The organism is Bifidobacterium canis (assembly GCF_009727065.1).
Taxonomy (GTDB): Bacteria; Actinomycetota; Actinomycetes; order Actinomycetales; family Bifidobacteriaceae; genus Bifidobacterium; species Bifidobacterium canis.
The window spans coordinates 196310-209334 of record NZ_WNLP01000003.1 but is presented as its reverse complement, the minus strand read 5'-3'; the positions used below and the strand labels follow the sequence as shown (position 1 = coordinate 209334).

Here is a 13025-nt window from a genome sequence, read left to right as displayed (position 1 = left end):
CGTCGGTCATATTACGACGCTAAGTTAACGCGTTCGCTCACAGTGATGTTTATGTTATCGCGATATACAGTGAATATTAACAAGTTCGCCAGTATTTCATAATTATGTATGAAATACTGGCGAATATGTAATAATAATTATTATTTCTGTGGTCATATTTTTGAATTATGACCACTGCTCCTTGTGCTGCGAGTGTTTCCGTTAGATTTCCACGTTGACAAGCACGGGCTCGGGAATCAGCGTGATGCCGAACTGTTCGCGCACGCCAGCGCGAATCGCGTCCGCCAAGTCCACGATCTCCTTGCTGGTGGCACCGCCGCGATTGGTGATGCTCAGCGTGTGCAATGTAGACAAACCGGCGTGAGCGTCTTCGGTGAGCTTGTAGCCCTTGTGGAAGCCGGCGTGATCGATGAGCCATGCGGCGGAAGTCTTCACGCCAGTAGAGCCGTCGGGCAGCGTCGCAGGCCAGCGCGGTGCGTCTTCGGGAAGTCGCGCGGCGTCGGATTCGCTGATAATCGGGTTCATGAAGAACGAGCCGCAGCTGTGGCGGTTCGGGTCGGAATTCTGCCCGATATCGGAGTTCATGCCAATGATAACGTCTTGCGCAGCGCCGTCATGCTGCTCGCGGAACTGCTGCTGTGCTTCGATGGCGCGTTCCACCTGATCATCGCGCTTGGTGCCAGCCATGGCCGGTTCGCGGTAGCGCGTGGCGTCTTCAAGCATGCCCTTTGCAGCGCGCACATCGAGCACTGCAGCACGAATCTTGTCGATCGGCATGCGATCGTGCAGGTTCACGTGCAGCGCGTTCGCCAGCTGCGGGTAGTTCACAGTGCCGGAACCAGTGTGCACGAGCACGAACGTGACCGAGAGCACAATGTAGCGAGGGGTCGGGTAGAACTGCGTATTCGGCACGCCTGGAGCTTTGTACATGCTGCGTTTGAGCAAGCTGAAGCGGTAGCCGAACTGCATGTCGACATTGCTCATCGTGAGCGTCTTCTTTTCCTCACGATCCCACACTTCCACGGAATCGACAACGGAGGAAACCTCTTGGCCGTATGCGCCGATGTTCTGCACTACGCTCGCGCCAACGGTTCCGGGGATGCCGGAAAGTCCCTCGATGCCCTCCAAACCGCGATCCACGCAGAATTGCACGAGATCGTCCCAGTTCACACCTGCCTCGGCGTTCACGTGCACGCTGAAATCGCCGTTCTCCACCGGAGCGGCTTCGTCGGGAACCGTGATGTTGCGGCGCGCGTCGCGAATCACCACGCCATGAAATTCGTCGTCGGAGGCGAGCATATTCGAACCGCCGCCGATCATGCAGATCGGGATGCCTTTGGAATCGGCGTCTTCCACCTCTTCGATCAAGGCTACGCGAGTTGTGGGTTCAACAAAACGTTCGATATAGCCACCAACACCAATGGTGGTGAGTTCAGCAAAACTTGTCATACTGCCCACAGTAACAAAAACCCGACCAGTTGGCCGGGTTTTAAAAATAGCTTAGAATCAGCGAGTCTCGCGGTGGAGAGTCTGCTTGCCGCATCTCGGGCAGAACTTCTTGAGTTCGAGACGATCCGGGGTGTTACGGCGGTTCTTGGTCGTAATGTAGTTACGCTCCTTGCACACGGTGCACGCCAGCGTGATGCCCGGACGAATGTCTGCGCTCTTGCTTGCCATTGAATTCACCTCTTGTTGTCGAATTGTGCCAGTAAACCGGCTTAGTAGCGAGAAAGAGACTCGAACTCTTGACCTTACGATTATGAGTCGTACGCTCTAGCCAGCTGAGCTATCCCGCCATCGAGCCTCGAGTGAGAATTGGACTCACGACCTCTTCCTTACCAAGGAAGTGCTCTACCACTGAGCTATCGAGGCGTGGCGGATAGTGGATTCGAACCACTGAAGCACGAAGCGCCTGATTTACAGTCAGGTCCCTTTGACCGCTTGGGAAATCCGCCATCGTTTTCGGTTGAAACCTCAACCGGCAACTTGGCTAGTATGGCACGCGAGGTGAACAAGAGCAAGTTCGGGCGTGTCGTTTTTGAAGATTTCGTGCCGCAGCCCTTGCGTTTCAACGGCTCAGCTTATCTCTGCTCTCGCAAGCTATCTTCTGGTGATCTGCATATACGCAAGCATGTTACAGATACGCAAGCCCATGCACCACGCGCAGGATCATCCTGTTATCTGCACGCCTACGCCACCGCCCGCGTGCAGTTAACAGCTTCAATCTGCTCAGAGCACGCAGAGAGCGAGCGCCGCGCACACCCAGCAGAACTGATCTGCTAATTGCACGCGAAGATACTCCTTCGCGCGCTATCCGCAGAATGGTGCTGCTGACTGCACGCAGGCGACGTCCCCTCGCACACTGCTGGCAGAATAATCTTGCTAGATGCACACGAAGGTAGGCCTTCACGCACGCCTAACAGAAGGAACCTGCTATCTGCACGCATAGGGACTTCTTCGTGCACTACCCGCAAGACAGTTCTGCTAACTGCATGCGAGCAACGATCCCCGCGTGCAGTCTGCAGAGCCGTCCTGTTAATTGCACGCGGAAAGCGGCCTTCATGCACACGCAACAGAACGAATCTGCTCAAAGCACGAGAAGATAATTCTTTGCATACTATTCGCAGAACGATCCTGCTAAGTGCACACGAAGAGCTACCTCCACGCACTATCTACAGAACCATCCTGCCAGCTGCACGTAAGAGACGATCCCCACGTGCAGTCTGCAGAGCTGTCCTGTTGGCTGCACGCGAAGAACCGCATCCATGCACTGCTAACAGAACAATCCCGCTAAATGCAGGTGAAGGTAAGCCCTCACGCACACCCAGCAGAACCAATCTGCTACCTGCGCGCGAAGATACTCCTTCGTGCACCGCTAACAGAACCATCCTGTTAAACGCACGCGAAGAAGCCCATCCCCGCACTATCTACAGAACAATGCTGCTGACTGCACGCGGGCGACGTCCCTCGCGCACTGTTGGCAGGATTGTTCTGCTAACAGCACGCGAACAGCTATGCCCGCGCACTACTTGCAGAACAATCCTGCTAAAAGCAAACTAGACCACGCTCAAGCAGCTAGAACACCTTGCCGACTGGCTACTGCTTTGCTTGATGTGGATAACTCGTCCTCCGACCACATTGCCCGCTCCAGCTGTTCATTTCTTCGCAATACCAATACAGTGTCGAGGAACATAGCCGAGAGGAGTCCAATATGAGACGAAACCAAGCAGTGGAGAAGCTGCTCGACGACAGCGAAGCTCAGCAGCAGTGTGCGTATGCAGCGAACCGCGCAACCCGGCAAGCCATGCACTATCGCGCAAGTCAAGGACTTCTTATGGAGCCAGCCCAAGGCATCTTCGCCAGAAAAGAATTCTGGGAGGGACTGCCAGCTGCGGCACAAGTGAAACATGCGTGCAAAGCGCTTCACAAAAAGCACCCGTCGCTGTGTTTCACTGGTCCTACCGCGGCGGTCATCTATGGATTTGAAACACCATACCGTACCATGCAACAGCCATATGTTTGCGTGGGGTATGGAAGAGAGTATGTGTCGCACGGCGTTCGCTACATACACAGTTCGAGCGCGCGGGCTGTGACCATAGATGGGATCAAAGTAGCCTCAGTAGAGCAGACATTGATTGACAGCGCGCTTGTGCTCGAATTTCCGTATGCGCTCGCCATTTTTGATTCGGCAGCAAGAAAAGGGACGAATATGCTGGCGGTGCATCGAGCAGCGCAACGAAAACGCCACCCTATCGAGAAAGTGCTCCAAGTATTACGCTATGCTGACGCGCGTAGTGAGAACGGCGGCGAATCGGTGGCGCGAGGAACAATAATCAGCCTTGGATTCATGGTGCCGCTCACTCAAGTTGAATTCTATGATGCGGAGACTGGCAAAATATACCGCGTGGACTTTCTGTGGTGCCTGCCTAACGGCGAACTCATTGCCGGTGAATTCGATGGTTCGCAGAAATATCAGGATCCGAAAATGCTCGGTTCAAGAACGCTCCAGGAAAAGGTTGCAGAGGAGCGTGCGCGAGATGCAGCGTTGGCGAGATGCGGGATCACGCGCGTTATTCATTTCACTCCGAGTGACGTGCGCCGCGTGGCTCCCATCAAACAGAAACTCGAACAGGGCGGAATTCCGCTGGCCAGCGAAGTCAATAGATTCGCTTTGCAGCGGTAGAGACGGCGTGTGGGATTCCTGCATGCAGACGAGACGCTCGGGTTTGCACGAGAATTGGCGCTCAAAGCGCTCAAAGTTTTTGAGATTCCCGTATACGGACGCGGCACTCTCGAGGGTAGCGCTCAACAGCAGCGAAAACGCTGAGTGAAGCGCCAAAACAAGCTCCGTCGTGCTGCAAGTATGCAAAAGGGCCGGCTCAAGAGCCGACCCTAAGCACAAATCCCCTAACGGGTAATCAAAATCAGGCGTTGACGACCGCGAGAATGTCACGAGCCGAGACGATCAGGTATTCAGCGCCCTGGAAGTGAACTTCGGTGCCGCCGTACTTCGAATACAGCACCTTGTCGCCAACCTTGACGTCCATCGGAATACGCTCGCCCTTGTCGTCGCGGCGGCCAGGACCAACAGCGAGAACTTCGCCCTGCTGCGGCTTCTCCTTGGCGTTATCTGGAATGATCAGACCCGATGCGGTCTGAGTTTCGGCTTCCGCCTGCTTGACAATGATCTTATCTTCCAACGGTGTGAGTGGGAACGACACTGCGCGCCTCCTCTTTCTTTAGATTCAGTGTTTCCGCGCCAGAATCTGCGGCGGCGGCTGACGAACACCGTTGCACACTCCTTTGCGCTACTGCACATCCTAGCGCGTTCATTAGCACTCTGCCAACTCGAGTGCTAACGCTTTGAGAGAACAGCGCTCATGTGCCGAGGTAAATATCTGCAAATATCGGCGTGTCATATAAACAAAAAGCCCCAGCGCAACGGCGCTAGGGCTAGAGAATATCTGTGGTTTTACAAGATCAGTTTCCACGGCGTGCGAGAATCGATTGCAGGTCGACACCCAGCGAGTCAGATGAAGCATCCGGCGCTTCGACGTTCGCCTGGGCTTCGCTGTTGTGGAACGCAACGGAATCGTTCACCGACACTGCGTCAACGGTCTGCGTCTCTTTTTCGGAGTTTGCAGCACCCTCAGCAGAGTTCACGTGGGCAGCATCTGCCGCATCACTCGAGTTATCCGCCTCAGTGTCGCTCGCCGCTTCCTGACCTTGAGCCGTAGGCTGCGGAACAGCCTTGGCCACCTGGCGAGTGGACTTGATCTCCATGCTCTGCACAGCCTGAAGCTCGTCGATGGAATCGGAACCGAGCGAGAACGAGATGAGATCCTGGTTCGCAGCCATGTCGAACGCGTCTGGCGCCTTCGAAGCATTGATTTGCGAAAGCTCATTGGTGCTGTCGTCGGCCTGCACTGCCTCTTCTTCGCGAATCACCAGACGAGCGCGGTTCTTAGCCATCTCTTCTGCCTCATGCACCGCCTGATCAACGCTGGCATGTTCGGCGACCTCCATAGCTTCCGCTTCCTGCTCACCTACGACCTGCTGACGGCGAGCCAATGCCTCGGCCTGCTCTTTGCGCGCCTGCATCAGCGCGCGACGAATCTCACGCTTCTCCATCACGTCGGTTTGCGAATCATCCTGCGACTGCTCTACCTGCTGGGTTCGTTGCGCTTGCTCAGCCTGCTGCTGGCGAGCGCGTTCTTCGACAGCGCGCTTATTCTCCCGCTTTTTACGTTCTTTTTCTTCGCGCAACCTCTGCGCACGCTTGGCTTCCCATTCACGAGCCTGCTTCGATGCACGGGCTCCGAGAATGAGTACGATCGTCATCAACGCGATGGGGATCAGCGTATAGAGCACATTGAAATCAAGCACAACAGACAACACGAAAACGAGTATCGAAATCGCCAGCAATGCCCCAACCAGCATTTTACGACGGCGTGCGGCGGCACGGCGAAGATCGCGCACCTGTGCCACGTATTCACGTTCCCGAGCGGATCCGGTGTATCCCGAAGCCATGGGCGATCCTTTCATATGCAACGCTCGCTCGTCCGAAAATTTCGTGCCATCTGCCTCGTTGATCAAATGCAGCGACGACGAATACCTGTCGGATCGGTGCTTTATCACCTGCGTCATGCCTTGAACCGTGCGTCGTGGCAGCCAAGACACCATCAAAATAACGACGATCACTACCAGAACAATGGTGCTGATCGACTCGTAATCCATAGTTCTTAAGAATAGAAGATCTTATGACAAGTTGTGTGCACTTTCACTTGGCGTGTCGAAAAAAGACGGTTGACAAAACCGTGCGGTGCGTCAGCAGCAAGCAGACTGTATGACTCATGGTCTCTCCACTCGCCTCTCACATACATGTATTTTCTACGCACACCTTCGAATGTTGCGCCAACTTTTTGCACTACTCTGCGTGAGCGTTCGTTTTCCGGCACAATATCGATTTCCAAGCGGTGCAGCAAGGGTCCAGCGGGCTCAAGCAGTGCCCAGTCTGCGAGCATGGCAACGGCGAGCGGAGTGAAACCGTTGCCTGCGTGCCGCTCGTCCACCCAGTAGCCCACGATGCCGGTGCGCATCGGCCCCTCATAAATCGCACCAAGCGAAATCTGCCCAATCAATTCACCGCCGTGTTCCATCACGAGAATAATCGACGTGCCTTTGCGTTCCTCTTCTCGCTGCCGCGCGATCCACCCGCGGAACGTCATCGGCTCGCCGCCTTGCGGGTCTGCGGATTCCCACGGTGCGAGCCAGCGCTCGTTATTTGCGCGCAGGCGATCCCACTCATACTGATCGTCGAAATTCATTGTTCGCAATGTGAGCTGCGGCGCACCGTCGGGAGATTCCAGCACGACCGGAGCCTCATATGCGTTACCAGTTCTGCGGTTGAGGCGACGGCGAATGGCTTGCATAACAGACATAGTGCTCATTGTGCCACGTGCGCGACTTCTCTGCCGAGATAAAACATGAGATTTCAATTCTCGAATACTGGTATTTCGATAGACTGCTGATATGGGATCACTGGGTTCGGAGGGAACCGCACAACACGTTGCCGAGGCGAAGCGCGTGCTCAGGCACGAAGTATTTCGCAAGCGCAAAAGCACTACTGCGAGCATGAGTATGCGCGCCGGTGAGCAATGCGCGCAGATTGCGTGCGAATCCGGATTGTTTGACGCGCACTCGAGTTGCATCGCCTGCCATGTGTCGATGGGAACGGAAGTCAGCACGATTCCTTTGCTTTCTATAGCGCTGGGCTGCGGCTACCGCGTGCTGGTGCCGAACGTCGGCGCGGATTTGAGTGTGGGATGGACTCTGCTCGCGTCTCTTGACGATCTTCTGCACATGCAGACACCGCAAGGCGAACACGCAGGCATGCCGCCGGAGCCGCGCGGTGAAATGCTGCCTCCGCAAGCATTGGAGGCATGTTCGAGGATTATTGTGCCGGCGCTGCTCGTCAATCTCGACGGCGTGCGTCTCGGCCGCGGCACCGCGTGGTACGATCGCGCGCTGCGCTACGCGAATCCGCGCGCCACGTTGACCGCTATGTGCTGGCCGTGGGAATTTGTAGACGCTCCCCTACCCTGCGAAGAGCACGACGTTCGCATGAGCGCTGTGCTCACGCCGCGCGAATACCGAGATCTGCGCAGTCCCCGCTAACCCCCTCCCCATCATTACGAACATTCATTCCGGAGAATTATTCTCTGATTGAGGCGCGTGTAACTCACACGAATATCCATTCTGGAGAATTATTCTCCCAGTTAGAGCGTGCCAATCATTACGAACATACCTTCCGGAGAATAATTCTCCCAGTTGAAGGGCAGCTAACCATTACAAATATCTGCGCGAGAGAATAATTCTCTGATTGAGAGACGGCTAACTGAGAGAATAATTCTCCGGAATGGATGTTTGTAATGGGTAGAGCATTCTACATCAGAGAATAATTCTCCGGAATGGAGCGAGATGGGCAGCGAAGAAAAGGGAACTGCACGTTTCGCTGAGGCGAACATTACGCTGACCTCTGTCGGGAGGCGTATTAGGATTATGGCAGATATGAATGCGTAAAGAGGCTTATTGAGCAAGGAGCTTTTCGTGCCAACATACCATTATCGCTGCAAGAACTGCGGTTACGACTTTACCAAAGAGCAGTCGTTCACCGACCAGCCGATTGAGATCTGCCCGAAGTGCGGCGCTAAGCAGGTGCATAAGGTGTATTCCGCCGTGCCGATCACGTTCAAAGGCAGCGGATTCTACCGCACCGACAGCAAAGGATCGTCTAAATAATGTGATTGTGGTTTGTTGACGAAGTTAATCAATTAACTTCGTCAACAAACCACAATTGCCTGTGAGACTGGACTCTCGATTCCACTCAAGCCATCATCGAAACATGATGGCTTTTCTTATGCGATTTCTTCACCGCGACGGTGATGACGCGAACGCCGCGAAAGGCGAGTCACTGCATGCGCGACGCATGCTCTGGCAGCTACGCCGATACATGATCGCGCTGCTCGCCTCCGTAACGGTGTTCTGCATACTGCAATGCATCATCGACGCCACCGCCACACGGACTGTGGTTGTTGCCGATAGATCGCTTGACGCGGGCACTGTGCTCGGCGTGAGTGACATTGCGGTGGTTGAGGCACCGGCGTTCGATGCGCTTGACAATGCGCTCGTGAGTACGGATAAGGCCATTGGGTTGATTACGCAAATGCCTTTGGAGGAAGGGGATATTCTGCTGGCCTCGAGCGTGAAGGCGACGCCGAAGGTTGGCGAACAGCAAACGGTGATCGATGTGCGGCTTGCGGCCGGGCAACACCCGTTTGCGTTGGGAACCGTTGTGGAGTTGCGTTCGATGAACGCTTGCACTGAGCAGGCGCGAGCCTCTCCCGATGGGTGCGTGGTCAGCACACGGGCAATTGTGATGGCTGAACCACGACTCGATGACAGCGGGGCGTCGCTCACTGCTATGGCACTCGACGTCGATGAAGCGATGGCAGTGTTGAAAGCTCAGGAGCAAGGTGCACTCATAGCGGCGATGGCGCGCGCGTGAACGCGCCAGCCGGTTGGCTCATACTGCTTCGGCTGCATGGTTGCGGTAACGAACGTATGAGTCTATCGGAAGCTGACAGAAGCTGTAAGAGGCTTATTGGCGTTCTTCGAACACGCCCCAGTGGGGTGGCAATTCGGAGAGAATGCGCTTGTCGTCGTCTGCCTGCCGCTGCTGGCTCGTCATGGCCTCTGACGGATCGAGTTTGACGCCATCGGCGTCGAATCGTTCCGTACCCTGATGCACCACGCGCTTATGCACTCGTGGGGTGCGGCGCGTGGCGCTGTATGGGCGTGGTTCAGAATCGTTGGAATCGGTCATGCTAACGCTTGTCTTGGTAGATTTCGCCGAGTCGTGCCACCACGCGGTCGACTTCCTTTTCGGGGTTCACGAATGCGCCGACGCTCCAAATGGTCATAACCGACCATCCGAGGCTCTCGATCTCCTGCGGGAGAATGCGGTGGCGTTCGCGCGTGGATTGCATGCTCATGAACTGTGCATCATCAGTGAACACTGCCAAAGCATATGGCTTGTCTTTGAGCCCAACGACCATCGGCAGCTTCAGATCGCCGTCATAGCCGTAGTTGACAGCCACGTTCAAGCCGCGTTCGCGAATGCGAGCCGCGAGATCGTTGAACAACACGTTTTCGTCGGTTTCTTCGATCTGTGGACGCACCACCATGGCTTCATCGAGGTCTTCCGCCCACTGCAGCAGCACTTTGAGCATCTTCGGACCGTCTTGATGCAGGCGTTCGTCGTCGAGGTCGCTGGCTCCGAAAGCGCTCACGATGTCGAGATGATGATCGCACAGCGCCAACGCATCGAGCAGCATGCCTCGGCCACCATCGTTCTCAAGAGCGCCGAACTGCTGAAGCAGCCTGCCGTGCGTGGTTTTCGCATAGCTCATCGACAGGATCACATCGGTGGCACGTGCACCGGCGACGTCAACGATGTCTACGATGCGCACGTGACGCAGGAAGCGCCCCATCGCCTCGCTCTTGGCGGCCAGAGAACGCAGTTCGGCGCCAAGACGCGTGCGGAACGTCGAGGTAAGGCACACCACGGTGAGCAGATAGCTCGGTGGCACCAATGTGAACGTCTGAGCGCGTTGCGTGATCAGACGCACGACTTCGGCGATCTCCTGCTGGGAGCTCTCCACCAACCCACTTGCCATGAGCGGCACGCCCGCGGCTTCGATCTTGTGGAAGCGAATGTGACCCTGCATCGGTTCGCGCACCACATCGCCCTTGATCTTGCCATAGCCCTGCTCTTCCAGGAACAGGTTGACGCGTGGATCGCGGCGAGTGGGGTGAGATTCCACCGAGATGTTCGGCAACATCGACATCAGTATGCGAATGCCTTCGCTCGTCACCGTGCTGTGGTGAGCGAGAATAACCACTTGGCGTGCACGGCACAGAATGCTGAGCAGCAACACCGATGGCAGGTGCGCGGCGGCGTCGATGATCGCCACGTCAGCGATAGGCGTCGGGTTCGTCACGGCAGCCAACGTAGCTGGGGTGGCCATGATGATCGGCTTGGCGGCAGCCAGAATCTCGGGGTGATCCTGATGGATGCGACTCAACGAGATGTTGGAAGCACCGGCGAGCGCCGTGTGCATCATGTTCGCTTCCTGAGTGCGGGAGAACAGCAGATCGCACAGGCGACGCATCGATTCCTGCATCACCATCGGACCGATCGACCTCACATGCTCCACGTCGACCTGCACGAAGCGGTCGGAGGCAGCCTGCAATGCGGAACCGTCTTGGTTCGAGATGATCGCGGAGGAATGCACGATGTCGTCGAACACCGTCGTCCACCAGGCGAGCTTGAGCTCGTTGCTGACCGCGTTGACGTCCACTTTGCGTTCACGCAGGTCTTCAACGAGTTCAAGCAGCCCTGCTCGGCTGAGTTCGCGTTCGATCACGCAACGCTCCGGCAACGTGTCGAGCGCCTTGCGGTCGTCGAACAGTGCCTTCAAGCGTTCTTCGAGATCGTTGAAGTCTTGGCTTTCGAGATCAGCGCCAGCTGGCGTGGTGGCCAGAACCGTGTCGAGCGCCGTGAGGTTGCCCATCAGCTGCTCTTGCGTGTCGATGATGTCATCGAGCTTCGGAGGCAGAATCGGCCAGCCGCCGTGCGGCACGAAAAGACGCCATTGTTCGGCCTGCTTCTTGACGACGATCAGCGCCTCATGCAGGTTCTCCACCTGAGCGCCGACGCGCAGCATGCTCTTGGCCTCTTTGACGTGGCGGCGACGATCCCAGAATCCCATCTGTGAATCGTGAGCTTTGCGCTCCTGCTTGGTTTCGGTGGCTTCGATCATCGCATCGATGTCGCGCTCGAAGATCTCCGGCTGGAACACGTCGAGCACGCGACGCAAATTCTTCAGCACGCTCACCTGACGACCCCACTCCTGTGCGCTTTGCGGCACGGAGAAGCCGCAGATCTTGACGGTGGTGGCAACCTGCTCACGTGTGGCGGGCAGCAATGTACGCAGCACGTTGACGACGCGCTGGTAGGTTTCGATGGCTTCCTCTTCGCTATACAGCGAAGCGCCGAACCATGCGGTGTCGTCAGGACCGATCGTATATTCGCCGAGTTCGCCGGCGCGTTCGAGTTTCTTCGACCAATCGTCAAGCGACTTGCCGACCGACAGCGCGCACTCCTTCGACAAACGCACGCGGGTCATCGGGTGAGCGTCGAGCTCAGAAATGCTGGCGAGGTTCTGAATCGTCTGATATGCCGAAACGCCCCACGTCTGGTTCACACCGTGCAGATCGCCCAAATAGCGGGTTAGGCGTGAGCGCACACCCACGAGTTCGTCTGCCAACTGTTCGAAGCGTGAAGTCGCGACGCCCTGCTGGTAGCCGACTGCGCTGATGAGCTGGTGGTCGATGGCCGCATTCGCGTTCGGGTCTGCCACGTCGAGCAGCTGGTCACCGAGTTCGTTGGCCTTCATCAGCATCGTGAACGTGCGCTTCTGCGCGGTCACACACGGCACATACAGCACCGAGCGGCCAGCCATCACGCAACGTGAGGCTATGGCCGCGGCCTGTTCAGCGGTGTCGTTGCCAAGTGTGCCGTCAACGAATAGCGAGTGACCGGCGGCAGCCATATTCGCCGCATATCGCACCGTGTTGTCGACATCGCCAACCTCATATTCGGAGTGCGGGTCGCCGTCGAACGGGCTATATGGAGGAAGTTTCACTTGCGAAAGCTCGGCGGCGGCCTCGGGGTAGCCTGCCAGCGCGTTCAGCATGACGTTGTTGATCGGCCCTTTGGCGAGGCGCTCGATGATCAGCCTGCTTTCCAGCAGAATCTGAGTGGACGGGTCGACGAAACAGCCGAGAATAATCTGACGTTCGATCGAGAAGTCGGCGAACACCTGCTGGGCGGCCTTCGTGATGACGGCGAACACCGCCGCAGTCTCGGGCGTGCCGCTGGCGTAGTTGGAGCCGTCGAACAGCTGGCGCTCGTCAAGGCTCACACCGTTCTCGCGCATTGCGTTGAGGAATGCCGAGTTCAGGCGCACATGCCCGGTGAATGTGATGGTCGTGTGGTTCTCCACCGGAGTGCCGTCTCGCACCACTTCCACCGGATACAGCAGAACCGGCATCTTGTTGCCCTTCCACGTGGCCACGCCGACCACGAGGGAGAGTTCAGCGACGCCGCTGACGCGCTTTTTTGCGCTCTGATCGTCGAACACGCGTTCCGCACGGCGAGCCGCGGCGCGCAACATGCCACTATCGCGGAACAGTGAGTGCAGTGGGGCGCTGCCGCTGGCGAACAGCTGCGAAATGCCCGATGGGTGGGCGTGAGTCAGGTCTAGTTTGGCGCTGAGCTGGTTCACATCTTCCAGCGGCGAGGCCATCAGACTCGCGCGATATTCGTCGCGCCAATGACGCAGCTGGTCCAAGGAAGCGCTGACCTGCTCTGCTTTACTTACATTCGTGTTGTCAGACAT

At 56.7% G+C, this 13025-nt stretch carries 12 protein-coding genes and 3 tRNA genes; 5 read left to right on the top strand and 10 right to left on the bottom strand.

Annotation, left to right across the window (positions count from 1 at the left end):
- Nucleotides 1-201: 201 nt before the first annotated feature.
- The 5 genes from GSD1FS_RS04715 to GSD1FS_RS04695 form a co-directional block, all read right to left on the bottom strand.
- Entirely contained in the window at nt 202-1449 is a 1248-nt protein-coding gene (locus GSD1FS_RS04715) for an FAD-binding protein (RefSeq protein WP_155588605.1), read from the bottom strand.
- 57 nt (nt 1450-1506) lie between these two features.
- Nucleotides 1507-1677 (bottom strand): 50S ribosomal protein L33, encoded by a 171-nt coding sequence (gene rpmG / locus GSD1FS_RS04710; RefSeq protein ID WP_155588604.1) that lies wholly within the window; start codon nt 1675-1677, stop codon nt 1507-1509.
- A gap of 45 nt (nt 1678-1722) precedes the next feature.
- A tRNA-Met gene (locus tag GSD1FS_RS04705) sits at nt 1723-1796 on the bottom strand.
- A 4-nt stretch (nt 1797-1800) separates the two neighbouring features.
- Nucleotides 1801-1872, bottom strand: a tRNA-Thr gene (locus tag GSD1FS_RS04700).
- Nucleotide 1873: 1 nt separating this feature from the next.
- Nucleotides 1874-1955, bottom strand: a tRNA-Tyr gene (locus GSD1FS_RS04695).
- A 40-nt stretch (nt 1956-1995) separates the two neighbouring features.
- Between GSD1FS_RS04695 and GSD1FS_RS04690 the strand changes: the two genes are divergently transcribed.
- Together GSD1FS_RS04690 and GSD1FS_RS04685 are read left to right on the top strand one after the other, a co-directional pair.
- Entirely contained in the window at nt 1996-2283 is a 288-nt protein-coding gene (locus GSD1FS_RS04690; RefSeq protein ID WP_155588603.1) for a hypothetical protein, read from the top strand.
- A gap of 928 nt (nt 2284-3211) precedes the next feature.
- Complete coding sequence (locus GSD1FS_RS04685) at nt 3212-4183, top strand: hypothetical protein (protein WP_155588602.1); 972 nt, start codon at nt 3212-3214, stop codon at nt 4181-4183.
- A 241-nt stretch (nt 4184-4424) separates the two neighbouring features.
- Here GSD1FS_RS04685 and groES read toward each other — a convergent pair whose 3' ends face one another.
- The 3 genes from groES to GSD1FS_RS04670 form a co-directional block, all read right to left on the bottom strand.
- Complete coding sequence (groES, locus tag GSD1FS_RS04680) at nt 4425-4721, bottom strand: co-chaperone GroES (protein WP_343030201.1); 297 nt, start codon at nt 4719-4721, stop codon at nt 4425-4427.
- A 259-nt stretch (nt 4722-4980) separates the two neighbouring features.
- On the bottom strand, nt 4981-6237 hold the full coding sequence (locus tag GSD1FS_RS04675; protein ID WP_155588601.1) for a hypothetical protein: 1257 nt from the start codon (nt 6235-6237) through the stop codon (nt 4981-4983).
- 5 nt (nt 6238-6242) lie between these two features.
- Nucleotides 6243-6941: a GNAT family N-acetyltransferase gene (locus tag GSD1FS_RS04670; RefSeq protein WP_246165823.1), complete on the bottom strand. Its 699-nt coding sequence runs from the start codon at nt 6939-6941 to the stop codon at nt 6243-6245.
- A 91-nt stretch (nt 6942-7032) separates the two neighbouring features.
- On the opposite strand from GSD1FS_RS04670, the gene GSD1FS_RS04665 reads away from it, so the two are divergent.
- From GSD1FS_RS04665 to GSD1FS_RS04655, 3 genes are all read left to right on the top strand, one after another.
- Nucleotides 7033-7677: a 5-formyltetrahydrofolate cyclo-ligase gene (locus tag GSD1FS_RS04665; protein ID WP_155588599.1), complete on the top strand. Its 645-nt coding sequence runs from the start codon at nt 7033-7035 to the stop codon at nt 7675-7677.
- A gap of 432 nt (nt 7678-8109) precedes the next feature.
- On the top strand, nt 8110-8301 hold the full coding sequence (locus tag GSD1FS_RS04660; protein WP_343030200.1) for an FmdB family zinc ribbon protein: 192 nt from the start codon (nt 8110-8112) through the stop codon (nt 8299-8301).
- Nucleotides 8302-8419: 118 nt separating this feature from the next.
- Nucleotides 8420-9067 (top strand): SAF domain-containing protein, encoded by a 648-nt coding sequence (locus GSD1FS_RS04655; protein ID WP_246165821.1) that lies wholly within the window; start codon nt 8420-8422, stop codon nt 9065-9067.
- A 93-nt stretch (nt 9068-9160) separates the two neighbouring features.
- Here the strand turns inward: GSD1FS_RS04655 and GSD1FS_RS04650 are convergent, their stop codons facing one another.
- The gene (locus tag GSD1FS_RS04650; RefSeq protein WP_155588596.1) at nt 9161-9385 is read right to left on the bottom strand and encodes a hypothetical protein; all 225 of its coding nucleotides are present in this window, start codon (nt 9383-9385) and stop codon (nt 9161-9163) included.
- Nucleotide 9386: 1 nt separating this feature from the next.
- Complete coding sequence (locus GSD1FS_RS04645; RefSeq protein ID WP_155588595.1) at nt 9387-13025, bottom strand: helicase; 3639 nt, start codon at nt 13023-13025, stop codon at nt 9387-9389.